20 protein-coding genes and 1 pseudogene are annotated in these 23,337 nt (G+C 60.4%); 13 read left to right on the forward strand and 8 right to left on the reverse strand.

Annotation, left to right across the window (positions count from 1 at the left end; all coding sequences use genetic code 11):
* Positions 1-5 precede the first annotated feature (5 nt).
* Positions 6-258: pseudogene (locus AC4PS7_RS20635) on the forward strand (hypothetical protein); the annotation flags it as partial.
* Positions 259-322: 64 nt separating this feature from the next.
* On the opposite strand, the gene AC4PS7_RS20640 reads toward AC4PS7_RS20635, so the two are convergent.
* Positions 323-790, reverse strand: coding sequence for a TIGR02444 family protein (locus AC4PS7_RS20640; RefSeq protein ID WP_021492614.1), 468 nt, complete (start codon positions 788-790; stop codon positions 323-325).
* Positions 791-840: 50 nt separating this feature from the next.
* Here AC4PS7_RS20640 and AC4PS7_RS20645 point away from each other — a divergent pair, with 50 nt between their 5' ends.
* The 5 genes from AC4PS7_RS20645 to AC4PS7_RS20665 all read left to right on the forward strand — a co-directional run bounded on the left by AC4PS7_RS20645 (position 841) and on the right by AC4PS7_RS20665 (position 6,666).
* Positions 841-2,751, forward strand: a complete 1,911-nt coding sequence (locus tag AC4PS7_RS20645) for an ATP-binding cassette domain-containing protein (RefSeq protein WP_010207427.1) — start codon at positions 841-843, stop codon at positions 2,749-2,751.
* Positions 2,751-3,323 (forward strand): mechanosensitive ion channel family protein, encoded by a 573-nt coding sequence (locus AC4PS7_RS20650; protein ID WP_010207425.1) that lies wholly within the window; start codon positions 2,751-2,753, stop codon positions 3,321-3,323. Before AC4PS7_RS20645 ends, AC4PS7_RS20650 begins: the two co-directional genes overlap by 1 nt.
* A gap of 88 nt (positions 3,324-3,411) precedes the next feature.
* Positions 3,412-4,044, forward strand: a complete 633-nt coding sequence (locus tag AC4PS7_RS20655) for a LysE family transporter (RefSeq protein WP_010207423.1) — start codon at positions 3,412-3,414, stop codon at positions 4,042-4,044.
* A 269-nt stretch (positions 4,045-4,313) separates the two neighbouring features.
* Positions 4,314-6,209: an FTR1 family protein gene (locus tag AC4PS7_RS20660; protein WP_154847774.1), complete on the forward strand. Its 1,896-nt coding sequence runs from the start codon at positions 4,314-4,316 to the stop codon at positions 6,207-6,209.
* Position 6,210: 1 nt separating this feature from the next.
* Positions 6,211-6,666 carry a YaiI/YqxD family protein gene (locus AC4PS7_RS20665; protein WP_154847772.1) on the forward strand — a complete coding sequence of 152 codons (456 nt, stop codon included), beginning with the start codon at positions 6,211-6,213 and terminating at the stop codon, positions 6,664-6,666.
* Positions 6,667-6,713: 47 nt separating this feature from the next.
* On the opposite strand, the gene elbB is transcribed toward AC4PS7_RS20665, so the two are convergent.
* Positions 6,714-7,379, reverse strand: a complete 666-nt coding sequence (gene elbB, locus AC4PS7_RS20670; RefSeq protein WP_010207420.1) for an isoprenoid biosynthesis glyoxalase ElbB — start codon at positions 7,377-7,379, stop codon at positions 6,714-6,716.
* A 116-nt stretch (positions 7,380-7,495) separates the two neighbouring features.
* Here elbB and AC4PS7_RS20675 point away from each other — a divergent pair, with 116 nt between their 5' ends.
* Positions 7,496-8,731 (forward strand): sterol desaturase family protein, encoded by a 1,236-nt coding sequence (locus tag AC4PS7_RS20675; protein ID WP_010207419.1) that lies wholly within the window; start codon positions 7,496-7,498, stop codon positions 8,729-8,731.
* On the opposite strand, the gene AC4PS7_RS20680 is transcribed toward AC4PS7_RS20675, so the two are convergent.
* The gene (locus tag AC4PS7_RS20680; RefSeq protein WP_010207418.1) at positions 8,712-9,341 is read right to left on the reverse strand and encodes a DedA family protein; all 630 of its coding nucleotides are present in this window, start codon (positions 9,339-9,341) and stop codon (positions 8,712-8,714) included. The genes AC4PS7_RS20675 and AC4PS7_RS20680 overlap by 20 nt on opposite strands.
* Before the next feature lie 208 nt (positions 9,342-9,549).
* Between AC4PS7_RS20680 and hemB the strand changes: the two genes are divergently transcribed.
* A complete protein-coding gene (gene hemB, locus AC4PS7_RS20685; RefSeq protein ID WP_010207417.1) occupies positions 9,550-10,563 on the forward strand; it encodes a porphobilinogen synthase in 1,014 nt (337 codons plus the stop codon).
* An 18-nt stretch (positions 10,564-10,581) separates the two neighbouring features.
* Entirely contained in the window at positions 10,582-12,804 is a 2,223-nt protein-coding gene (ppk1, locus tag AC4PS7_RS20690; protein WP_010207416.1) for a polyphosphate kinase 1, read from the forward strand.
* Between the two features lie 512 nt (positions 12,805-13,316).
* Here ppk1 and AC4PS7_RS20695 read toward each other — a convergent pair.
* Together AC4PS7_RS20695 and ppx are read right to left on the reverse strand one after the other, a co-directional pair.
* Positions 13,317-14,552, reverse strand: a complete 1,236-nt coding sequence (locus AC4PS7_RS20695) for a hypothetical protein (protein ID WP_010207415.1) — start codon at positions 14,550-14,552, stop codon at positions 13,317-13,319.
* A 289-nt stretch (positions 14,553-14,841) separates the two neighbouring features.
* A complete protein-coding gene (gene ppx, locus AC4PS7_RS20700) occupies positions 14,842-16,344 on the reverse strand; it encodes an exopolyphosphatase (RefSeq protein WP_010207414.1) in 1,503 nt (500 codons plus the stop codon).
* A 444-nt stretch (positions 16,345-16,788) separates the two neighbouring features.
* On the opposite strand from ppx, the gene AC4PS7_RS20705 reads away from it, so the two are divergent.
* The 4 genes from AC4PS7_RS20705 (at position 16,789) to AC4PS7_RS20720 (ending at position 21,324) form a co-directional block, all read left to right on the forward strand.
* The gene (locus tag AC4PS7_RS20705) at positions 16,789-17,439 is read left to right on the forward strand and encodes a DUF1120 domain-containing protein (RefSeq protein ID WP_492179724.1); all 651 of its coding nucleotides are present in this window, start codon (positions 16,789-16,791) and stop codon (positions 17,437-17,439) included.
* 130 nt (positions 17,440-17,569) lie between these two features.
* On the forward strand, positions 17,570-18,271 hold the full coding sequence (locus AC4PS7_RS20710; protein ID WP_370737445.1) for a fimbria/pilus chaperone family protein: 702 nt from the start codon (positions 17,570-17,572) through the stop codon (positions 18,269-18,271).
* Between the two features lie 7 nt (positions 18,272-18,278).
* Positions 18,279-20,795 (forward strand): fimbria/pilus outer membrane usher protein, encoded by a 2,517-nt coding sequence (locus AC4PS7_RS20715; RefSeq protein ID WP_252959182.1) that lies wholly within the window; start codon positions 18,279-18,281, stop codon positions 20,793-20,795.
* On the forward strand, positions 20,785-21,324 hold the full coding sequence (locus AC4PS7_RS20720; protein WP_198729533.1) for a DUF1120 domain-containing protein: 540 nt from the start codon (positions 20,785-20,787) through the stop codon (positions 21,322-21,324). The genes AC4PS7_RS20715 and AC4PS7_RS20720 overlap by 11 nt, the downstream gene beginning before the upstream one ends.
* Here AC4PS7_RS20720 and AC4PS7_RS20725 read toward each other — a convergent pair.
* Genes AC4PS7_RS20725 through AC4PS7_RS20735 form a run of 3 tightly spaced genes read right to left on the reverse strand, consistent with a single transcriptional unit; the run spans position 21,296 to position 23,335 of the window.
* The gene (locus AC4PS7_RS20725) at positions 21,296-22,033 is read right to left on the reverse strand and encodes an amino acid ABC transporter ATP-binding protein (protein ID WP_010207409.1); all 738 of its coding nucleotides are present in this window, start codon (positions 22,031-22,033) and stop codon (positions 21,296-21,298) included. The two genes, AC4PS7_RS20720 and AC4PS7_RS20725, sit on opposite strands and share 29 nt — an antisense overlap.
* Complete coding sequence (locus AC4PS7_RS20730; RefSeq protein ID WP_198729532.1) at positions 22,020-22,670, reverse strand: amino acid ABC transporter permease; 651 nt, start codon at positions 22,668-22,670, stop codon at positions 22,020-22,022. The genes AC4PS7_RS20725 and AC4PS7_RS20730 overlap by 14 nt, the downstream gene beginning before the upstream one ends.
* Positions 22,667-23,335 carry an amino acid ABC transporter permease gene (locus tag AC4PS7_RS20735; protein ID WP_010207407.1) on the reverse strand — a complete coding sequence of 223 codons (669 nt, stop codon included), beginning with the start codon at positions 23,333-23,335 and terminating at the stop codon, positions 22,667-22,669. Before AC4PS7_RS20735 ends, AC4PS7_RS20730 begins: the two co-directional genes overlap by 4 nt.
* Positions 23,336-23,337 lie beyond the last annotated feature (2 nt).

Raw genomic sequence — 23,337 nt, forward strand, 5'->3', positions numbered from 1 at the left:
AATAACCTGCGCCCAAGGCAGCTGCAAAAACCGCTGCTGCAAAACCAGCCGCCAAGCCAGCTGCCAAACCTGCTGCTGCAAAACCAGCCGCCAAGCCAGCTGCTAAAACCGCTGCTGCAAAACCGGCCGCCAAGCCAGCCGCTAAACCTGCTGCGGCAAAACCCGCTGCAAAGCCAGCCGTTGCCAAGCCAGCTGCCGCAAAACCAGCAGCGGCCAAGCCAGCAACACCTGCTGCTGCCCCGGTAGCATCCACCGCCCCAACTGCACCGGCCAGCAGCACCCCTGCTCCGGTAGCGCCAAGCACCAACCCAACCAGCGCTTCCTAAGTGCTGGTGGCCACGGGGCGCAGCTGATGCAGCGCGCCGTGGTCAAGGTTGGCGGCATCCTCAGCCGCCAGTCCTTCCAGCCACAGTTGCGGGTCCATCGCATCGCCTGCCGGCCACGATTGTGCCAGTGCTTCCAGTCGCGCCAGCAACTGCCGTTCGGCGTCCAGCTCCAGGGCCTTTACCCGCTCGCGTAACCCCGCCAGATCTTCATCCTGCTGCGCCATGCCACGCCATTGTGTGCGTACTCGACGTAACGGTTCGATCACTTGTGTCCGCCACGGCCTGGCAATCTGTCTCAGCGCTTGCAGACGCTCGGTGGTTACTGCCACAGCGCGCTGCTCCAACCACGCACCACACAGCAACAGGCACACATCTGCACCTTGCTCCTGCAAACGCAGGCATGCGGCTTCGACACCCGGACGGGCGTAGGTCGTGAGGGCAAAGCTCCACAGGTCAGCGTTCATATTCACACCCAAGCCAGCGGCCAACGAAGCTGGTAGACTCCGCCGCCATTATGATCCGACTTCAAAGCCTAACATTACAGCGTGGCCCGCAACGTCTTCTCGAAGACGCCGAGCTGACCCTGCACGCCGGTCACAAAGCCGGCCTGATCGGTGCCAACGGCGCCGGCAAATCCACGTTGTTCGCCCTGCTGCTGGGTGAGCTGACCCCGGATTCCGGGGACTGCTTGCTGCCCGCCGACTGGCGCATCGCCCATATGCGCCAGGAGATCGACACCCTGGACCGCATCGCGATCGACTACGTGCTCGATGGCGACCTGCGCCTGCGCCAGGTGCAACACGACCTGGCCGAGGCCGAGAAAGCCCAGGACGGCGCCGCCCAGGCTCGCCTGCATTCCGAGTTGGACAGCGCCGACGGCTACACCGCCGACGCCCGCGCCCGCAAGATGCTCGCCGGCCTTGGTTTTACCAACGAACAGATGGACCGCCCGGTCGCCGACTTCTCTGGCGGCTGGCGCATGCGCTTGAACCTTGCACAGGCGCTGATGTGCCCTTCGGACCTGTTGCTGCTCGACGAACCGACCAACCACTTGGACCTCGATGCGATCCTGTGGCTGGAAGACTTCCTCAAGAATTATCAGGGCACCTTGCTGCTGATCTCCCACGACCGGGATTTTCTCGACGCCGTGGTCGACAACATTGCCCACGTCGAACAAAAGAAAATCACGCTCTACCGTGGCGGCTACACCGCGTTCGAACGTGCTCGCGCCGAACGCTTGGCCCAGCAACAACAGGCCTACGAGAAGCAGCAGGCGCAGCGCGCGCACATGGAAAGCTACATCGCCCGCTTCAAGGCCCAGGCCACCAAGGCCCGCCAGGCCCAGAGCCGGATCAAGGCGCTGGAGCGCATGGAGGAACTGTCGGCGGCGCACGTCGATTCGCCGTTCGACTTCGTGTTCCGCGAGTCGGTGAAGATCTCCAGTCCGCTGCTGGATCTTTCCGATGCACGCCTGGGTTATGGCGACAAAACCATCCTGGAAAAAGTGAAGCTGCAGCTCACGCCGGGTGCGCGCATCGGTTTGCTCGGCCCCAACGGTGCGGGTAAATCGACACTGATCAAGAACCTGTCGGGCGAGCTTTCGCCTCTGGCCGGCCGCCTGACCCGTGGCGAGAATACGGTGGTGGGCTACTTCGCCCAGCATCAGCTGGATTCTCTCGATTCCAAGGCTAGCCCGTTGCTGCACCTGCAGCGTCTGGCGCCGACCGAGCGCGAGCAGACGCTGCGCGATTTCCTCGGGGGGTTCGACTTCCGTGGTGCGCGCATCGACGAACCAGTGCTGAACTTCTCCGGCGGCGAAAAAGCCCGCCTGGCCCTGGCATTGATCGCCTGGGACCGTCCGAACCTGTTGCTGCTCGACGAACCGACCAACCACCTGGACCTGGAAATGCGCCTGGCGCTGACCATGGCCCTCCAGGAATTCAGCGGTGCGGTACTGGTGGTGTCTCACGATCGCCACTTGCTCAAGAGCACCACGGACAACTTCCTGCTGGTGGCGGACGGTAAAGTCGAAGAGTTCGACGGTGACCTGGACGACTACGCGCGCTGGCTGACGGATTACCGCCTGCGCAACGCGCCGGTCAGCAATACCCCGGTCAACCCCGACAAGACCGACAAGAAAGCCCAACGTCAGGCTGCCGCTGCGTTACGCCAACAATTGGCGCCGCACAAGCGTGAAGCCGACAAGCTGGAAGCCGAGTTGGGCAAGGTGCACGAGCGCCTGGCCAAGATCGAGACCAGCCTGGGCGACAGCGCCGTCTACGAGGCTGCCCGCAAGGACGAGTTGCGCGACCTGCTGGCTGAACAGGCCAAGCTCAAGGTACGCGAAGGGCAATTGGAGGAAACCTGGATGGAAGCCCTCGAACTGCTCGAAACCCTGCAAGCGGAGCTGGAGGCGCTGTCCTGATGGAAGCGTTGCAACTGCCAATACCGACGCAGTGGGTCGAACCCGTCTGGGTCGGCGTGCAAATCCTGCTGATCCTGCTGGCCGGCTACCTCGCCCAGCGCTTTGTCGCCAAGGGCCTCACTCGCTTGGGTGAGCGCTACCCGTTTCCGCCGCAACTGCTGATGCCGCTGCGCGGGGGCCTGCGCTGGCTGATCATGGGCAGTGCGTTGATTTTTGTGCTGGGCCGCCTGGGTGTGTCTGCCACGGTGTTGTGGACGGCGCTGTCGGGGTTTGTCGCGGTCGCCGCGGTGGCGTTCTTCGCCATGTGGTCGGTACTGTCCAACCTGCTGTGCGCCATTCTGATCTTCACTGTCGGGCCGTTTCGCCTGGGCGATATCGTCGAATTGGTGGATACCGTCGACAAACCGGGGGTGAAGGGTCGTGTCGTGGCGATCAATCTGCTCTACACCACGTTGATCGAAGTGGCAGAGGCGGGTACTGACAGCGCGATGGTGCAAGTGCCCAACAGTCTGTTTTTCCAGCGTTCTGTTCGGCGGTGGCCAGGTACCCACGTGTTTCCGGGCGACCGCTAGCATTCACATCTTGTAAAAATCTATAGCCAGCCTTTGGTCGGCGGAGTTAGCTTAAGGCACAACAGCGAACTCCCTTCCGAGGTGTGCAATGGCACTCGATACGTGGCTGGCCTTTTTCCTGGCCAGTTGGATCATCTCCCTTTCTCCTGGCGCTGGCGCCATCGCCTCGATGTCCAGCGGCCTGCAATACGGTTTCCTGCGTGGTTACTGGAACGCCATCGGCCTGCAACTGGGCCTGGCGATGCAGATTGCCGTCGTTGCTTGCGGCCTGGGTGCCATTCTGGCGACGTCTTCCACCGCCTTCTATGCGATCAAATGGTTTGGCGTGGCGTACCTGGTGTACTTGGCCATCAAGCAATGGCGCGCTTTGCCCATGGACATGACCGATGAAGCGGCCGTGCGCCCGATCGGCAAGCCGATGGCGATGATGTTCCGCGGCTTTCTGGTGAATGCCAGCAACCCCAAGGCCCTAGTGTTCATGCTGGCGGTGCTGCCGCAGTTCGTGAACCCGCAGGCGCCGCTGCTGATCCAGTACCTGATCCTGGGTGCGACGATGATCTGCGTCGATATGGTGGTGATGGCGGGTTATACGGGGTTGGCGTCGAAGGTGTTGCGCCTGCTTCGTACGCCTAAGCAACAGAAACGTCTGAACCGTACGTTTGCGGGGTTGTTTGTGGGGGCGGCGGGCTTTCTCGCCAGCCTGCATCGCGCAACGGCATAACTGACGAAACCGGATCAAACATGTGGGCGCTGGCTTGCCGGCGATAGCATCACCTCGGTGTTTCTGAAACACGGGGGTGTCTGCATCGCAGGCGAGCCAGCGCCCACATTTGATTTGTGTTGCGTGCGGTAAACGCCGAGATCATCTCCTGTCGCCTGCCACTCGATGTGATAGTGCCCACTCTAAAAACGCCAAATCACTTACGCCTTGAGTCAAACCCGTTAAAGCCTAACAATGTGTTACTTCGTATTTCCATTTGAGATTCGTTCATGACTGCCCCCTTCCGTTTTCTCGTCTGGCTACTGTTGCCGGCGTTGATGTCGTGCAGCTTCAACCTGTTGGCCGCGACTGCCGAGGGCGCCCCACAAGCCCTGCATTTGCTGGACTACATTGGCGCTGACTATCCACCGACGGTGGAGGCGGGCAAGGTGATCGATGAATCCGAATACCGCGAACAGCTTGAGTTTCTCGGGGTGCTGCAAGGCCTGGTGGCAGAACTCCCTCAGCGGCCGGAGCGCGCTGCGTTGGTCAACGGCGTCGATGAACTGTTAGCGGCTGTCACTGCCCGTCAGGACGGTGCGACAGTCGCCCGGCAAGCCCGTCAATTGGGCGCTCAACTGGCCGTGGCCTATGAGGTCAGCCAAGCCCCGGCGATTACCCCTGACCCAACGCGCGGCGAGCCGCTCTACGCCCAACATTGCTCGGTGTGCCACGGCACGACGGGGGCCGGTGATGGCCCGGCCAGCGTCGGTATGACGCCGCCACCGGCCAATCTGCGTGACCCTGTGCGCCTGGACCGCCTGAGCCTCTATGCGGTCTACAACACCCTCGGTCTGGGCGTTGAAGGCACCGACATGCCGTCCTTCTCCGACCAACTGGACGACCGCCAGCGCTGGGACCTGGCCACCTATATCGCCGGCTTCACCGCAGACCCGACCGCCGCGAAAAGCGAGCAACCGTTCAACCTTGCGGACCTGGCACGCCAGACCCCCAATGAAGTACTGGCCGCGAGTGGCCCTGCTGCTGCCGCGACGTTCCGCGCCCAGCGTGCGCAACCGCCGCAGGTCAAGCGTGGCCCGGCGCAGTTGCTCGATTACACCGCCACCACCCTGGACAAGAGCCTGGCCGCATTCCGCAACGGCGACCACGAACAAGCCTACGACCTGTCGGTAGCCGCGTACCTGGAAGGCTTTGAGCTGGTGGAAAGCTCGCTGGATAACGTCGACGCCAACGTGCGCAAGGACACCGAGAAGGCGCTGATGGCCTACCGGCAGTCGTTGCAGGACGGTTTGCCGGTGGAGCAGGTGCAGCAACGCCTGGATGTGGCCAAGGGCAAACTCACCGAGTCCGCCGGCTTGCTGGGCAGTGATGGCCTGAGTTGGTCGCTGAGCTACATCTCCGGCTTGCTGATCCTGCTGCGCGAAGGCCTGGAAGCCATTCTGGTGCTGGCGGCGATCCTCGCGTTCCTGCGTAACACCGGCCAGCAGTCGGCGGTGCGCAGCGTCAACGTGGGTTGGGGGCTGGCGCTGTTGGCGGGTCTGGCGACCTGGGCATTGGCCGCGTATGTGATTGACGTGAGTGGCGCCCAGCGCGAGTTGCTTGAAGGCTGCACGGCGCTGTTTGCCAGTGTGATGGTGCTGTGGCTCGGCGTGTGGATGCACGACCGCCGCCACGCCGCCGCCTGGCAGGACTACATCAAGAGCAGCCTGGTAGGCGGCGGCGGGCGTTTCGGCTTCGCGATGCTGGCGTTCTTCTCGGTGTACCGCGAGCTGTTCGAAGTGATCCTGTTCTACGAAACCCTGTGGCTGCAAGCCGGCCCGGCTGGACACAACGCCGTGCTGGCGGGTGGTGCGACGGCGCTGGTGCTGCTGGTGGGCCTGGCGTGGGTGATCCTGCGTGGTTCGGCGAAGTTGCCGCTGGCGCTGTTCTTCGGCATCAACGCGGCGTTGCTGTGCGCGCTGTCGGTAGTATTTGCGGGGCATGGCGTGAAGGCGTTGCAGGAAGCCGGCATCTTCGGTACTCGCCCGGTGGCGTTCTTTGACTTCGACTGGCTGGGCATCCACGCCGATGCATACTCGCTGAGTGCGCAGGCTGTGGCGATCCTGGCGATCGTGGTGCTGTACGGCCGCAGCCGAGTGGCCGAGAAGCGCCGAGTGGCGGCCTGACATGCGGGTGTGGATCGATGCCGATGCCTGCCCTCGTGCAGCCAAGGGCCAGGTGGTGAAGTTCGCCCTCAAGCGCCAGTTCGAGGTCGTGCTGGTGGCCGGTCAGAGCCAGATCAAGCCGAGCTTTTCGTGTGTGAAGCTGATCGTAGTGCCCAGCGGCCCGGATGCAGCGGATGACTACCTTGTAGAGCACGCGGTGCCTGGCGAGTTGGTGATCTGCAGCGACGTGCCGCTGGCCGACCGCCTGGTGAAAAAGGGCGTCACCGCCCTCGATCCACGGGGTAAGGAGTTCAGCCCGGCGAACATGAGCGAACGCCTGGCGGTGCGTAACCTGTTCACTGACCTGCGTGAACAGGGCCAAATGGGCGGTGGTCCACCGCCCCATGGCGAGAAGGAAAAGCAGGCCTTTGCCAATGCTCTGGACCGCATTCTCACTAAGTTGATGCGTCCGGCTTGACCTCGGTAGGGGAGCCTGCGCACCACGGTTGAATGATTGGCTGCCCGTCAGTCGTTTTCGTGGGTGAGTTCCAACACCCGGTCCACCAGCTTGTTGATCCCCGAAGCGACCTCACTGATGTTTTTGCCGAGCATATAGGCCGGCGTGCTCACCAGCTTGCGCGCCTTGTCCTCGACGATATCTTCCACCGTGCACTCCTGGTGGGTGGCGCCCATTTTGTCCAGTGCGGCAGCCGTGTCGGCACAATTGCCGATGGTGCAGGTCACGCCCGGGCCATAGATCTTCGCCGCCAGGGCCGGTGAGATACAGATCAGCCCCACAGGCTTGCCGGCTTCGGCAAAGGCCTCGGCCAGCTCCAATACCTGCGGGTTGACGCTGCAGCCGGCGCCTTCCACGGCAAAGTTCGACAGGTTCTTCGCCGCGCCAAACCCGCCGGGCACGATCAGCGCGTCGAAGTCTTCGGCATTGGCTTCGCGGATGTCTTTCACATCACCGCGGGCAATTCGGGCCGACTCCACCAGTACGTTGCGTGACTCGGGCATTTCTTCGCCGGTGAGGTGGTTGATCACGTGCAGTTGCGCGATGTTCGGGGCAAAACATTGGACTTGAGCGCCGCGCTGGTCCAGGCGCAGCAGGGTGATCACGCTTTCTTGGATCTCTGCGCCGTCATACACGCCGCAGCCGGAAAGGATCACTGCAATCTTTTTGCTCATGGGCATTTCTCCTGGGGTCTTGGCGTTAAATGTCTACTAATTTGTCATCTGTTGCCAATGGGATCTCGCGTCGCTGCACCTAATCTTGATGTAACAAAAATAGACCGGACCAGACCATGGACTTCGTGCCTTACGCGGTACCGTTTTTCATCGCCTTGATCGTGGTAGAGCTGCTTGCCGACCGCTGGCGCGGCGAGCGCAACTACCGGGTGGCGGATGCCATCAACAGCCTCAGCACCGGCGTGCTCTCGACCACCACGGGGCTGCTGACCAAGGGCGTGGGGCTGTTGACCTACGCGTTCGCCCTCAAGCATCTCGCCGTGTTCGATCTGCCGGCCCAGAGTGTCTGGACCTGGGTGTTCGCCTTCGTGTTCTACGACTTCTGCTACTACTGGCTGCATCGCATGGGTCACGAACGCAACATCCTGTGGGCCGCGCACTCGGTGCATCACCAGAGCGAGGACTACAACCTCAGCACCGCCCTGCGCCAGACCAGCACCGGTTTCCTGCTGAGCTGGGTCTTCTACCTGCCCCTGGCCGTACTCGGCGTGCCATTGGTGGTGTTTATCAGCGTGGCATCGCTCAATTTGCTCTATCAATTCTGGGTACACACCCGGCATGTACCGAAGCTCGGCTGGTATGAGTGGTTTTTCGTCACGCCGTCCAATCATCGGGCCCACCATGCACAGAACGCTCTCTACATGGATCGCAACTACGGCGGGGTGTTCATTTTTTGGGACCGGCTGTTCGGCACCTTCCAGGAAGAAGACGACAACGAACCGGTGATTTTCGGCGTGACCACGCCCTTGGCCAGCTGGAATCCACTGTGGGCCAACCTGCAGTTTTATGCGCAGTTGTGGAGTGATGCGCGGCGTACCGAGCGTGGGTGGGACAAGTTGCGTATCTGGTTCATGCGCACTGGCTGGCGCCCGGCGGACGTGAAGGCCAAGTACCCGTTGGCCAAGCATGACCTGACGCAGTTTCGTAAATTCGAGGTGCCGCTGGATGTACGTCAGCAGATCTATATCGCCCTGCAATTTGCGGCGTATGTGGGTTTTGGCAGCTATTTGATGAACGTCGGCGAAGGGCTGCCCACGGCTGCGCTGGTCCTGGGCTGGAGTGCCATGGCGCTGGGGTTGTTTACCTTGGGTGTGGCCCTGGAGAATCGCCCATGGGCGCTGAAGGCCGAGCTTTTACGGCTGGTGCTGAATGTGCCGCTGGTTTGGCTGGCGCCGCTGGTCGGGCTATGGCCAGCCAGCCACCTGGGCTGGCTGGGCCTGCTGAGCTACAGCCTGCTCAGCGTGATTGGCCTCTACTGCTGCAGAAGCCGGTTTACTCGACTGGTGTCTTAGGCGTTTCGACCGGGACCGGCTCGGCGGCGAGCCGGGCCTTGGCACAGGCCTCGCGGGCAATGCGCGCATTCTTGATACGGCGGCGCAGCCACAGGCCGAAGCCCAGTAGCAGCAACGCGCCCAATACCCACAGCTCGTATTTCTTGATGCTGCCCAGCATGCCTTCCAGCACTGCCCCGAAGTGATAGGCCGCAGCGCCTAAGGCCAAAGCCCAGATCGCGGCGCCAATACCGTTGAGGATCAGGTAGCGCAATGGCGGATAGCCAGAAAGGCCGATCGCCACCGGCATGACCGTGCGCAATCCGTAGACGAAGCGGAAGCTCAACACCCAGATATCCGGGTGCCGGCGGATGTGCTCCAGAGCCTTGTCACCCATTAATTGCCAGCGCGGCTTGCGCGCCAACAGCTTACGGCCGTGCTTGCGGCCCATGTAATACCAAAGCTGATCGCCGGCATAGCTGCCGAAAAAGGCAACGACCACCACCAGGTTGATATCCATGTAGCCACGGAACGCCAGGAAGCCCGCGAGAACCAGAATGGTCTCGCCTTCAAAGAAGGTGCCCAGGAAGAGCGCAAAGTAGCCGAAGTCATGCAGAAATTGTTGAAGCATGGTCTGGGGTGCTGGCGAAATGAACGCGCAGCCTACGCCTTCATGAAGATTCATGAAAGTATCGAGATGTGTCACGAAGTGAACAATTCCTACAGAAGTGACGAATGCGACTTCAGGTCGCATCCTTAAGCACAACTGTCATACCTTCGTCATAATGGCCGCTTATAACTGCAACGCTCGCCCGTAAACCCGGGCTCAGGAGTCTGTCGTGAGCTTTACCCCTGCCAATCGCCTGTTCCCCGCCACCCGTCTGCGTCGCAATCGTCGTGATGATTTCTCTCGCCGCCTGGTGCGGGAAAACGTACTGACGAGCAACGATCTGATCCTGCCGGTCTTTGTACTGGACGGAGAAAATCGTCGGGAAGCGGTGGCATCGATGCCCGGTGTGGAGCGTTTGACCATTGATCTGCTGCTTGAAGAGGCCGCCGGTTGGGTCGAGCTGGGAATTCCTGCATTGGCGCTGTTCCCGGTCACGCCTTCTGAACTCAAGTCCCTGGATGCTGCCGAAGCCTGGAACCCGGAAGGGATCGCCCAGCGTGCCACCCGCGCCTTGCGCGAGCGTTTCCCGGAGCTTGGGGTGATCACTGACGTGGCGCTGGACCCGTTCACCACCCACGGTCAGGATGGCATTCTTGACGAAGACGGCTATGTTCAGAACGACATCACCGTCGATGCACTGGTCAAGCAGGCCTTGTCCCACGCAGCGGCAGGTGCCCAGGTGGTTGCGCCGTCGGACATGATGGACGGTCGCATCCAGGCGATTCGCGAAGCCCTGGAGCTGGCGGGTCACGTCAATGTGCGGATCATGGCCTACTCGGCCAAGTACGCCAGCGCCTATTACGGCCCGTTCCGCGACGCGGTGGGTTCGGCGCTGAACCTGGGCAAGGCCAACAAGGCTTCGTACCAGATGGACCCGGCCAACAGCCATGAAGCCCTGCACGAAGTAGCGGCCGACCTGGCCGAAGGCGCTGACATGGTGATGGTCAAGCCGGGGATGCCGTACCTGGACATCCTTTATCGGGTCAAAGAAGAATTCAAGGTGCCGACGTTTGTCTATCAGGTCAGCGGCGAGTACGCGATGCACATGGCTGCAATACAGAATGGATGGCTGAGTGAAGGGGTGATCCTTGAATCCCTGACAGCCTTTAAACGCGCCGGGGCTGATGGCATTCTGACCTACTTCGCCGCCCGCGCCGCCCAATTGCTTAGAGAGCAACAATAGCCCTCACAGGAACATTCGATGAATACCGAAGGACTCTCAGAAGTTGCCGTAAAAGACGCTCACCCGGTGGTTGAACAAGTCACCGAGACCCCGCCGGAGCATGAGCCCGCCGCGCCTGCCGTGGTGGCCGAACCGCCCGTGCCGGCCCCGGTGGTCGCCGTGACCAACCTGGATGACAGCAGCCTGTACATCCACCGTGAGCTGTCACAACTGCAATTCAACATCCGCGTGCTGGAGCAGGCGCTGGACGAGTCCTATCCGCTGCTGGAGCGGCTCAAATTCCTGCTGATCTTCTCCAGCAACCTGGATGAATTCTTCGAAATCCGTGTCGCCGGCCTCAAGAAGCAGATCACCTTCGCCCGCGAGCAAGCCGGCGCCGACGGCCTGCAGCCGCATCAGGCCCTGGCACGTATCAGCGAGTTGGTGCACGGTCATGTGGACCGCCAATATGCGATCCTCAACGATATCCTGTTGCCGGAACTGGAAAAACATCAGGTCCGCTTCATCCGTCGTCGTCACTGGACCACCAAGATCAAGACCTGGGTGCGCCGTTACTTCCGTGACGAGATCTCGCCGATCATCACCCCGATCGGCCTCGACCCGACGCACCCGTTCCCATTGCTGGTGAACAAGAGCCTCAACTTCATCGTCGAGCTGGAAGGTATCGACGCCTTCGGTCGCGATTCTGGCCTTGCCATCATCCCGGCCCCACGCCTGTTGCCACGCATCATCAAGGTACCGGAAGAGGTGGGGGGGGCTGGCGATAACTATGTATTCCTCTCGTCGATGATCCATGCCCACGCCGATGACCTGTTCCAGGGCATGAAGGTCAAGGGCTGCTACCAGTTCCGCCTGACCCGTAACGCCGACCTGGCACTGGACTCCGAAGATGTCGAAGACTTGGCCCGTGCCCTGCGCGGCGAGTTGTTCTCGCGGCGCTACGGTGATGCGGTGCGGCTTGAAGTAGCGGATACCTGCCCGAAACACCTGTCGGACTACCTGCTCAAACAGTTCAACCTGGCCGAATCCGAGCTGTACCAGGTCAATGGTCCGGTCAACCTGACGCGCCTGTTCAGCATCACTGGCCTGGACAGCCACCCGGAGCTGCAATACACGCCGTTCACCCCGCAGATCCCGAAACTGCTGCAGAACAGCGAGAACATTTTCAGTGTGGTGAGCAAGCAGGACATCCTGTTGCTGCACCCGTTCGAGTCCTTCACACCGGTGGTCGACCTGCTGCGCCAGGCCGCCAAGGACCCGCATGTCCTGGCCGTACGCCAGACCCTGTACCGCTCCGGCGCCAACTCGGAAATCGTCGATGCCCTGGTCGACGCCGCGCGTAACGGCAAGGAAGTCACGGCGGTGATTGAGCTGCGTGCGCGCTTCGATGAGGAATCCAACCTGCAACTGGCCAGTCGTCTGCAAGCGGCGGGTGCGGTGGTGATCTACGGCGTGGTGGGCTTCAAGACCCACGCCAAGATGATGCTGATCCTGCGCCGTGAGGCCGGTGAGATCGTGCGCTACGCCCACTTGGGCACCGGTAACTACCACGCCGGCAACGCCAAGCTCTACACCGACTACAGCCTGCTGACCTCCGACGATGCCTTGTGCGAAGACGTCGGCAAACTGTTTAGCCAGTTGATCGGCATGGGCAAGACCTTGCGCATGAAGAAGCTGCTGCACGCGCCGTTCACCCTCAAGAAGGGCATGCTCGATATGATTGCCCGCGAGACCCAGTTCGCCCTCGACGGCAAGCCGGCGCACATTATCGCCAAGTTCAACTCGCTGACGGATCCGAAGATCATCCGCGCGCTGTACAAGGCCAGCCAGTCCGGCGTGCGCATCGACCTGGTGGTGCGTGGCATGTGTTGCCTGCGCCCTGGCATTGTCGGGGTGTCGCACAACATTCATGTGCGCTCGATCATCGGCCGCTTCCTGGAGCACACGCGGGTGTTCTACTTCCTCAACGGCGGTGAAGAGCAGATGTTCCTCTCCAGTGCCGACTGGATGGAGCGCAACCTCGATAAGCGTGTCGAGACGTGCTTCCCGGTGGAAGGCAAGAAGCTGATCATGCGGGTCAAGAAAGAGCTGGAAAGCTACCTCACCGACAACACCCACAGCTGGAGCCTGCAGTCGGACGGCCGCTATGTGCGCAACACGCCGACCGGCAACCAGAACCCGCGCAGTGCGCAGGCGACGTTGTTGGAGAAGTTGGGTAGCCCGATTCTCACCGTGAATTAAAACCCAACGCGGTCAAAAAAATGTGGGAGGGGGTTTGCTCCCACATTGGTTTTCGATGTGTTTCGGTTAAGGCATTAGCAATAAATCTTTGTTATTACATCGCCAGGACTCACGCGCCCCCATCGGTAGCCACCTTTGCAAACGGCAGGATTAGGGGCATTTTTCTCTGCAGGGGACCCGGCTCCTGTTCGCTCGGTGGGTTTTTCTTTGCGTTCGAATAACTCTTCCAAAAGTCTCCAATTATTTGGATATGAGCCTCCTAGGTAATAAGTTCCGTTTACCCAAGTTCCAGCCTCAGCGGGTTTTGGCATCATTACTTGGCTAACGGCCCACATACACAGGAACCCACTGACAACCATTTTGAATTTCATGAGTGCAACTCCTTCCTTAGTACAAGCAGCGGCATAACCATTACCCAGGTCAGTTTTCACGGACTGCCGCCAATACGCAGCAGTGCTGGCGTCATAGCGCTAACCCTGTTCAGTCTTTACACGCCATGCATCCCCCGCTTTTCACGGAAGCGTCGCCGTTACAGCAATAGCGGTTTGCGTGGCATCCATGACCACACCGGCCATATGCGCGCCGTTTTTGGAGATAGCCGTCACCCGGTTGTTTTTGCCTCCGCCAATCGACGGCAGGCACACGCTTCCCGTCGTCTGCGTCCAGGTGCAACCCAGTGAGTATTGGTCGTTGGTGAGGATATTCAGCCCAACGACATTACCGCCGACGATTGCACCGGCTTCGCCCCATACGCTTCCACTCGGAAAAAGAATGAATGTGATGATCGGGATGGGAAGTGTTGAGGGTAGCCAGGTCATGTACTGGTTTCGTCCATCGGCGGTGTTCTGGGAGACCAATACCTGGCCTATCTCGTTGATATTGATAACCATGTTTTTAGACCCCGAGGATAAGGTCAGCACCAAGGGGGTGGCAGTTTTGCTGCTCCAGAATGCACTTTTCGCCACATTCACCGCCGAGTTTGGATAGAGGCATGTGCCGACGAAGCTTGAGGCCTTAGTGGCACTGTTGACTATGCAGTTAGTGGCGCCAGGGGGCAGGGGCAGGTTGGTCAGGGTATAGAACGATCCGGTTTTTTCCGCGACTCGTGCGGTGGTGTTGCCGGCATTGTTCGGGCAATTGAGCGCGATTTGGGGGGTGCCGGTGGCGGGCAGGTTGAGGTCCGCGACGGTGCAATTATCGCCCCAGTCGGACACGCGTTCCGGGGTGCTGCTACCGGTCGCATAAAACACCACGGTACCCCGGCTATCGGCGTTATAGCTTGACCCCGCCACGTCGCCTTGGTCATTGATCGCAACGCCTTCGGTGGCGACATCTTGGGGGCGTAGCAGCGGAATTAACCACGTGGAAGGCAGCGGGTTCAGTTTGGTGGGCGCGGTACTGGGGGATGTGGCTTCCCAGGTCGTCCCGAAATGCGAGTTGCTGGCGTCCCTGCAATCGCCCACTACTTTCCCGGTGTTGGACACTGCCCAAACGCGGCACGGTTGGCCGGTCGCCAGGGGCGGGAGCGCGACCTGGGATCCGCTACCGACGGCCACCCACGGAATATCGTTGGCGGTAGTGCTGGCCGGCGTGCAGTTGCCCACGGTGATGCCGCTATCATTGATGTCGATCGGCGCGCATTGCGCACCTACGGTTACGGCGAAAGGCGTCCATGTGGCTGCATGGGCGACACTCAGGCCTGTCGCATAGAGGCCTAAGCCCAGAAGGGTGATAGCCGATAATTTCATAGTGAGTCCTTCCTTGGGGTGATGCGGTCTACGGGTGCTCTGCGTTACTGCCTGTTACGCGAGAGGGGTGAGCGGGAGTAAAGATTGATCAGCAGATATGCACAACTGTCATATCTGACAGGTCTGCATGAGTGGCTAACGGGAGGGGCAAGGTGTTTTTGCGCGGGCCAATGTGTGAAGGGGCCTGCTCCCGATTGCGGTATGTCAGTCACTGGATACGTTGACTGAACCACCGTAATCGGGAGCAAGCCCCCTTCCACATTGGTTGTATGGTGTTGTCTAGATCGGGTCAGCGCAGGTTCAGGTTGAACCCCACCCGCGTCAGCCACTCGGCTTCCTGACCAAAATCCGCCTGGGTCAGTTGGTTTTCATCCAGCCAGCCTTTCGGGAACACCACGTCCAGGCTGTCGCCGTTGGCACGCAGGGTCACTTGGGGCATTTCCTGGGTACCACGAATATGGTGGAACAGGATCGCAAAGCGCAGCAGCACGCACAGGCGGATCAGCTTGATGCCTTCGTCACCGAATTCAGCGAATTTGTCCTTGGGGATGTTACGACGATGGCCGCGCACCAGCAGGGCGAGCATTTGCTGGTCTTCGCGGGAGAAGCCGGCCAGGTCCGAGTGCTCGATCAGGTAAGCGCCGTGCTTGTGGTAATGGTAGTGGGCGATATCCAGGCCCACTTCATGCACCTTGGCGGCCCAGCCCAGCAGCTCGCGCCATACGCCGTCTTCCAGGTCCCAGTCTTCGGCCACCTGGTCGAAGGCGTGCAGGGCTTTGCGCTCCACACGGGCGGCCTGTTGCAGGTCGACGTGATAACGCTCCATCAACGAAGTGAGCGTGCGCTCACGCACGTCTTCATGGTGGTGGCGGCCTAGCAGATCATAGAGCACACCTTCGCGCAGGGCGCCGTCACAGTGGTCCATGCGTTGCAGCTCAAGGGCGTCGAAGATCGCTTCGAGAATCGCCAGGCCGGCCGGGAAGATGGTGCGACGATCGGGCTTGATGCCGTCAAAGTCGATTTTCTCGGCATCCCCCAGCTTGAACAGCTTGCGCTTGAGCCACGCCAGGCCTTCGGCATTCACTTCGCCAGTGCCGTGGCCGCCGGCTTTCAGGGCCAGGCCGATCGCGCGGATGGTGCCGGACGAGCCGATGGCTTCATCCCAGGTCAGGCGGTGCAAGGCGTGCTCGATGCTCATGATCTCCAGCCGCGCCGCCGTATAGGCCTGGGCATAGCGCGCCGGGGTAATCTTGCCGTCCTTGAAATAGCGCTGGGTGTAGCTGACGCACCCCATTTGCAGGCTTTCGCGCAGCAACGGTTCGAAGCGTTGGCCAATGATGAATTCGGTACTGCCGCCGCCGATGTCGGCGACCAGGCGTTTGCCGGGGGTGTCGGCCAAGGTATGGGACACGCCTAGATAGATGAGACGCGCCTCTTCTCGGCCGGAGATGACTTCGACCGGATGCCCAAGGATCTCCTCGGCGCGGCGGATGAAATCGCCACGGTTGCGGGCTTCACGCAACGCGTTGGTGCCGACGATTCGCACGGCACCCAAGGGCATGCCGTTGATCAACTGGGCAAATCGCTTGAGGCAGTCGAGCCCGCGCTGCATGGATTCTTCGTTGAGCTGACGCTCGTCGTCGATGCCGGCAGCCAGTTGCACTTTCTCGCCGAGCCGCTCAAGGATGCGGATTTCGCCGTTCTGGGCCTTGGCCACGACCATGTGAAAGCTGTTGGAGCCCAGGTCGATGGCGGCGATCAGGGACAGATTCTTGGCTTGGGATTGCGGCATGGTAAGGGGGTCTCGGTCGATAACCCAGCCATCGTGCCACGATCGACCTTTGGTGCCAACGCGTACCGCTTCGGTAATTTTCCTGCAGGTGTCTGTGAGGAATTCTTGTGGGAAATGTAGGGCGGTTTTCTAAGTTCAAAGAGAACGGGGATTTATCTTTGTAGGAGTTATTAACATTTTGTTGTTTTTATACTGTTTGTGATTTTGCCTACAAGGAAGCGATTAATAGCTTGTTGGTTTTGTATTTGCGCCTACTTAGTCGTTCGGCTTGGCTCACTATTTGTTTTTACAGTTCCCACAATGACTGATGCCTAATCTGATTCTTTAGTCAGGTACAAAAACGACAGACTGTCATCCGGCAATTACGCCGTGGTGTTATTTATTTAGGCTCGGAATTTTCGGCCGTCGTAAATGCACCTACTCATTAGAGATGACAGGTTGAATATGAAAAAAATGCTTGGTGTGACAGTGGGTGCTCTTTGCTTGGCCGCCAGTATCGGGGCTCATGCAACGAATGTTGCTGAACTGATTGTACGAGGGACTATCAAACCGGTGGCGTGCAACCTTAGCCTCGCCGGTGGCGGCATCGTCGATTACCAGACAATTCCCGCCTCAAGCTTGTCGCCGACGCAGTTCACGCCTCTTGCAGCAAAAACCGTGGGCTTGAACATCAGTTGCGGCCAAGCACCGGCGCAGTTTCGAGTGATGCTGAGCGACCTGCAATCCGCCAGCAAGGTGACAGGCATCCTCGGTGCCGGGTTCACCGAGGCTCAGAACTATGGCCTGGGCCTTGCCAATAGCAAGCGTACCGGTGGGTACTCCGTAACTCTCAAAAACCTGCAATCTTCCAGCGGGACCCTGACCCCTATCATGCGCAGCAGTCAGGGGGCGGCCTGGCAGAACAGTGACGGTAAAGTCGCCCAATCGCCTTCCCAGTATTCATGGCGTAGCGGCACCACTGTGGTGCCGGCATTCGTTAACAGTATTACAGGCACGCTTGAAGTGAAAGCCGTTATCAACCGCACGCAGGATTTGGACCTGACCCGTGATGTAACGCTGGATGGTCGCACCAGTCTGTCAGTGGATTACATCTAAGTACGTCATTAATAGCCGACATAAACGCAAAGGCACTTACTTGCCTTTGTTAAGTGTCGGCTGTTTTAGCGTGTGCGTTTGTGGGTGTTCAACTTTATGGCTGTGGGGAAAATCGGTGAATGTTCTATCAATAATCGTGACGTCGTTGCTGCGCTATATAAGCTTTTGCCTTTTTTTGTGCGGTATGGCAGTCGCGGACGGAATGCAGCCCGAGACAACCGTTGTCATACTGAATGAAGAAGAAGGTGAGGCGACACTTAATGTTAAAAACACGGACCCCCGCCCTGCGTTACTTCATTCAGTCATACAAAACATACCGGAAGACCTCGAACCCTTGTTGATCGTGACGCCTCCGATTACGCGGGTGGAGGCGGGCGACACTCAACTGGTTCGCTTCATCAGTACCACGAAGAAACCGCTCAAGACCCAACGCCTGAAACGAGTTTCCTTTGAAGGCATCCCCGAGGCACGTGCGCCTGGCGGTGCGACCATTGGTATCACCCTGCGCCAGAGCCTGCCATTGATCCTGCACCCCAAAGGCTTGGCCAGGCATGACGCGCCCTGGCAGTTGCTGACATGGAAGCGTGAAGGGGATCAGTTGCGGGTCCACAACAACAGCCCTTACGTCGTGCGCCTGGGGATGGAAGTACAACTGCATCCGCAGGCAAGCGTTGCAACGTTGCCGCGAACGTACATCCTGCCGGGCGAAGTGCTGACGCTCGCGTCGGAAGGCTCGGTGGCGGGCGTGGTGGCCGTGGGGATTCAACCGGCCACGGTCTACGGGTTTACGGTGGACAGTTACCGCGCGCCCGTTACGGCTGAGGCGGATTGACGGGCCTATGAAAAAAATCAGGCATACCCGTCGCTCTGCCAATAGCGTGCCGAGCACTATTTCCCAGGCTCGCTCCAGAATTCTGCTGGGGCTTGCGACGCTGTGGAGTCTGCCAGGTAGCAGCGCAGCGGTTGGGTTGGGGGAAGGCTTTGATCTGGCCGCGCTGACCTCCCTTGGGATTGATCCGCAGGTGTCTGAATACTTCCGTAGCGCAGCGCGCTTTCGCGAAGGTGTCCATGTGGTCGGACTGCGAGTCAATGGCACGCCGCTGGGGTTGGTTGACGCCCGTTTCGATTACCAGGGGCAGTTGTGCTTCACCCCTGCGTTGCTGGCAAAAGCCGGTCTGGTTACCCCGTCCAAGGTTCTGCGCGAGGGCATCACCCCTGACCAGGCCTGCCATGATTTCGTTGGGGAATATCCGGCGACCATGGTGCGACTGCGCCCCAGCAGCGACGAGGTCACACTGGTGGTGCCGACCCAGTCCCTGCGTGCGCCGGAGTGGGAGGGCGGGAGTTTTTCCGAGGGTGGCGCGGCCGCGCTCTTCAACTACGACGTATTGGGTTTCGATACCCACGCGCGCAGTGGGTCAAGTCGTTTCGTGTCGGCCTATACCGAGGCGGGATTCAACCTGGGTAATTGGATTGTACGCAGCCGCCAGTTTTATGTGTCCGACAATGGCAAGACGCGCACCGAACAGGTGAATGCCTATGCCCAGCGTGATATCGCGGCGTTGCAGTCGACCTTCCAGGTGGGGCAAATTTCCACCAACAACCCTATATTCGGCGGGGTACAACTGACGGGCTTGCAGTTCTTCCCGGATGGCCAGCAGCGCTCCGGTGCGGGCGACAGCAATGTCGTCGTTGAAGGGCTGGCTCAAAGCCAGTCACGCGTCGAAGTCCGTCAGTCGGGCGCATTGATCCACTCCACCCTGGTGCCGGAAGGTCCGTTCAGGCTGACCGGTTTACCGTTGCTGAACAGCACCAGCGACCTCGACGTGAGCGTGATTGACGTGCGTGGGGCAAAGCGCAGCTTCGTGGTGCCCGCTGCGTCCTTTCTTGGTGGGGCTCCGGTGGAGCCGGGGTACTATTTTTCCCTCGGTAAGGTGCGTGAGACGACCCTCGACAACCAGCAATCCCCAGTGGTTGCCATGGGCAGCGGCACCTGGGGGTTGGGCCAGCGCTCGTCGCTGGGTTTCGGTTTGCTGAGTACCGACGAATATCAGTCGGCAGGCGGATCCCTGAGCAGTGTGTTTTTCCATCAGGTGACCGTGGGCGTGCGCCATAACCTGTCCCGTGATGCTCAAGATGAGGTAAGAGGTGCGCGGAGCACGCTGTCTTTGGGGATTCCGTTATTTGCCAACCTTGATATCAACCTGAGTGCCTCGGCACAGAGCCGTGGTTACCGGGAGGTACTGGACGCCGGCCAGGCGTCGCGGGGGTACGACCTCGATGCGCGTTTCAAGCGCCAGTACACGGCCGGTTTGAGCTGGGCGGCCCCGTCCCTGGGTGGTTTCTCCCTCGGTTTCACCCGTAGCTCGCAATTTGACGGGCAATCCAACGATCACCTCTTTGCCTCGTGGAACAACACGTTCAACGGCGTGGGTGTCGCACTGATCGCCGACGCTCAGGTAGACGCGACCGCGCCTCGGAGCCTGGAGCCGATTCGGGGCGGCCGCCGCAACGATCGGCTGGACGAGGGCACGTCTGTCAGGCTGCAAGTCACGGTGCCCCTCGGGACTGATCGGAGTATGAGCACTTACGTCAGTCGTCGAGGTGACCGGCTGGATGCCGGTACCGCCCTCAGCGAGCGGGTCAACGACTATGTGAACTACGAGGTCGGTGTCGATCGGGACATGAAAGAGCGAGAGCAAAGCGTGCGCGGCCGTGTGGACGTCTTGCCGCTGTATACCCGCGTGAGCTTGGGCGTCGACCGTGATCCGTCGAACACCCATTACTCCGGCCAACTGCAAGGCGGCATCGTGGCCCATGAGCACGGCGTGACCTTCTCGCCGTATGCGGTGCAGGACACGTTTGGCATTGTCTCGGTGGGCGATATCGGAGCGGCCAAGGTTTCGACACCCCAAGGGCCGGTATGGACCGATTTCAGCGGCCAGGCAGTGATCCCCGGGCTGCAGGCCTACAGCAACAACCATCTGCAGGTGCAGACCCAGTCGCTGCCCAAGCGCGTCGACTTGAAGAACGGGACCAAGGTGCTCGCTGCCGGTCGGGGCTCAGTCAATATTCTCAACTTTGACGTGGTGAAAGTCCGTCGCCTATTGCTTGAAGCCCAGGACGAAGAGGGCCGACCACTGCCTCAAGGTGCCGCAGTGTTCGGTGAAGACAACAACTTTGTGACCAGCGTAGTGGGTGAAGGCATGGTGTTCCTGAGCAATATCGATGGGCCGCAAACCCTGACAGTTTCACTGCCGGACGCCAAATCCTGCCGGCTGCAAGTCAATCCTGAGCAAGAGCCTGACGATGACACACTCTACGAAACCGCACCGGTGGTCTGCCATGTTCGCTAAGCGCAGGAGCCTGTGGCTGTTGTGGGTGGCCGTTGTGGCGAGCCAGGCGCAAGCCGACAACTGCCGGATGACCTTGAGCGAGCCCCGGGTCGACTATGGGGTGATTCGTCCTTCGCAAGCGACCTCCGGCCGGGCGACAGTGACGCTGGACACGCCACGTACGCTGCACCTGAGCGTGCTTTGCACGAATGCTTCGACGATGGCGCTGCGTTTCAGCGGTGTCGCCGCCGATGCCCAAGGCTTTCAGTTCGGGCGGCAAGGGCGTTTTACCTTGAGCCTGAGGCAGGCTCAGGTCGACGGCAGGCCGGTATCGTGGCAGCCCGATGAAGCCGGCAACGGGCAGCTGTTACCGGGTCGTGCGTTGTATGCGAGCGCAGGCGGTGCGCCGGTGACGGGCCGTCGGTTGACGGCCCAGGTGGAAATAGCGGTTCAATTGCCGGCCAATGCCCTCTCGGTCCGTCGAGAGGTGCTGCTGGAGGGGCATGGCCAGTTCGAACTGGTCAGTGCGACTGTTCCGTCGAACCAATGAAGTTGGCCAGCTCGGCGGTTTGCGGGCTGGCGAACAACACTTTGGGGTCGCCTACTTCATGCACCTTGCCCTGGTGCATGAACACCAGCTTGTCGCCGACTTCACGGGCGAAGCGCATTTCGTGGGTCACCATGATCAGGGTCATGCCATCCTTGGCCAGTTGGCGCACCACGCTGAGCACTTCGTTGACCAGTTCCGGGTCGAGGGCCGAGGTGATTTCGTCGCACAGCAGCACCTTGGGCGACATGGCCAGGGCACGCGCAATCGCCACGCGTTGTTGCTGGCCGCCGGACAGGCGATCGGGGAAGGCGTCGAACTTTTCGCCCAGTCCGACGCGCTCCAGCATTTGCTTGGCCAATTGGGCCGCCTTGGCCTTCGGCACTTTCTGCACCACTTGCGGCGCAAGCATCACGTTTTCGCCGACGGTCAGGTGCGGGAACAGGTTGAATTGCTGGAACACCATGCCGACTTTCTGCCGCAGGCTGCGCAGGTCGGCGCGGGCGGCGTCGAGGTATTCGCCATCGACTTCGATCACCCCGTCGTTGATCGACTCCAAGCCATTGAGGGTGCGCAGCAAGGTGGATTTGCCCGAACCGCTGCGGCCGATGATCGCCACCACCTGGCCTTCTTCGACGGTCAGGTCGATGCCCTTGAGTACATGGTGATCGCCGTAATACTTATGCAGGGCGGAAATTCTAAGCAGAGGCATGCAGTCTCCTTTCCAGGTAGCGCGCACTGAGGGACAAGGGGTAACAGAGCAAAAAGTAACCAAGGGCCACCAGGCCGTAGACCATGAAGGGTTCGAAGGTAGCGTTGGCGAGCATGCCGCCGGTCTTAGTCAGTTCCGTGAAGCCGATGATCGAGGTGACGGCGGTGCCTTTGACCACCTGCACCGAAAACCCCACGGTAGGCGCGACGGCAATCCGCAGCGCCTGGGGCAGGATTACGTAGCGCAGTTGCTCCAGCGGGTTAAGCGCCAGGCTGGCCGAGGCTTCCCATTGCCCGTGGGCGATGGAGTCGACGCAGCCACGCCAGATTTCGGCGAGATAGGCGCTGGTGAACAATGTCAGGGCAATCGCCGCCGCCAGCCAGGGCGAGATATCCACACCGAGCAGGGCGATACCGAAAAACACCAGGAACAGTTGCATCAACAGCGGCGTGCCCTGAAACAGTTCGATATAGGTGCGCGCAAGGTTGCGCGGGAAGGCCTTGCGGCTGATGCGCATCGCCATCACCAGCAAACCGATCACACCGCCGCCGACAAAGGCCACCAATGACAGCAGCAAGGTCCATTGCAGGCCCGTGGCCAGGTTGCGCACGATGTCCCAGAAGGAAAAATCACTCATCGGCTGTTCCTCATCACGAAGCGGCGGCCGATCCAGTTGAGCAACTGGCGAATCATCAACGCCATACACAGATACACCAGCGTGGTCAGGGCATAGGTTTCAAAGGCGCGGAAGTTGCGCGACTGGATAAAGTTGGCGGCAAAACTCAGTTCTTCAGTAGCGATCTGGGAGCACACCGCCGAGCCGAGCATCACGATGATGATTTGGCTGCTCAGGGCCGGCCACACTTTGCCCAGCGCCGGCAGCAGCACGACGTGGCGGAAGGCTTCGAAGCGTGTCATGGCCAGTGCGGCGGCGGCTTCAAGCTGTCCGCGCGGAATAGCCTGAATACCGGCGCGGATGATTTCAGTGGAATAGGCGCCCAGGTTGATCACCATTGCCAGCACGGCGGCTTGCCACTCGGTGATCTTCAGCCCCAGGGACGGCAGGCCGAAGAAGATGAAGAACAACTGGACCAGGAACGGCGTGTTGCGGATCAACTCGACATACACGCCGAAGCACCACGCAAACGGCTGGATCTTCCACGCCCGCACCACGGCGCCGACGGTGCCCAGGGCTACACCGAGGATGGCGCCGATGGCCGTCAGCTCAAGGGTGAACAGCGCGCCACGCAACAGCAGATCGGTATTGGCCAGCACTGGCACGAAGTCAAATTGATACGCCATGA

Source organism: Pseudomonas sp. DW-iso3, assembly GCF_058725305.1.

Coding starts and splice junctions, on each gene's coding strand:
- AC4PS7_RS20715 (WP_252959182.1), top strand. CDS start 18,279: ATGAAAAAAATCAGGCATACCCGTCGCTCTGCCAATAGCGTGCCGAGC.
- ppk1 (WP_010207416.1), top strand. CDS start 10,582: ATGAATACCGAAGGACTCTCAGAAGTTGCCGTAAAAGACGCTCACCCG.
- ppx (WP_010207414.1), bottom strand. CDS start 16,344: ATGCCGCAATCCCAAGCCAAGAATCTGTCCCTGATCGCCGCCATCGAC.
- AC4PS7_RS20730 (WP_198729532.1), bottom strand. CDS start 22,670: ATGAGTGATTTTTCCTTCTGGGACATCGTGCGCAACCTGGCCACGGGC.
- AC4PS7_RS20640 (WP_021492614.1), bottom strand. CDS start 790: ATGAACGCTGACCTGTGGAGCTTTGCCCTCACGACCTACGCCCGTCCG.
- AC4PS7_RS20705 (WP_492179724.1), top strand. CDS start 16,789: ATGAAAAAAATGCTTGGTGTGACAGTGGGTGCTCTTTGCTTGGCCGCC.
- AC4PS7_RS20655 (WP_010207423.1), top strand. CDS start 3,412: ATGGCACTCGATACGTGGCTGGCCTTTTTCCTGGCCAGTTGGATCATC.
- AC4PS7_RS20695 (WP_010207415.1), bottom strand. CDS start 14,552: ATGAAATTATCGGCTATCACCCTTCTGGGCTTAGGCCTCTATGCGACA.
- AC4PS7_RS20675 (WP_010207419.1), top strand. CDS start 7,496: ATGGACTTCGTGCCTTACGCGGTACCGTTTTTCATCGCCTTGATCGTG.
- AC4PS7_RS20660 (WP_154847774.1), top strand. CDS start 4,314: ATGACTGCCCCCTTCCGTTTTCTCGTCTGGCTACTGTTGCCGGCGTTG.
- AC4PS7_RS20645 (WP_010207427.1), top strand. CDS start 841: ATGATCCGACTTCAAAGCCTAACATTACAGCGTGGCCCGCAACGTCTT.
- elbB (WP_010207420.1), bottom strand. CDS start 7,379: ATGAGCAAAAAGATTGCAGTGATCCTTTCCGGCTGCGGCGTGTATGAC.
- AC4PS7_RS20735 (WP_010207407.1), bottom strand. CDS start 23,335: ATGGCGTATCAATTTGACTTCGTGCCAGTGCTGGCCAATACCGATCTG.
- AC4PS7_RS20725 (WP_010207409.1), bottom strand. CDS start 22,033: ATGCCTCTGCTTAGAATTTCCGCCCTGCATAAGTATTACGGCGATCAC.
- AC4PS7_RS20720 (WP_198729533.1), top strand. CDS start 20,785: ATGTTCGCTAAGCGCAGGAGCCTGTGGCTGTTGTGGGTGGCCGTTGTG.
- AC4PS7_RS20650 (WP_010207425.1), top strand. CDS start 2,751: ATGGAAGCGTTGCAACTGCCAATACCGACGCAGTGGGTCGAACCCGTC.
- AC4PS7_RS20665 (WP_154847772.1), top strand. CDS start 6,211: ATGCGGGTGTGGATCGATGCCGATGCCTGCCCTCGTGCAGCCAAGGGC.
- AC4PS7_RS20680 (WP_010207418.1), bottom strand. CDS start 9,341: ATGCTTCAACAATTTCTGCATGACTTCGGCTACTTTGCGCTCTTCCTG.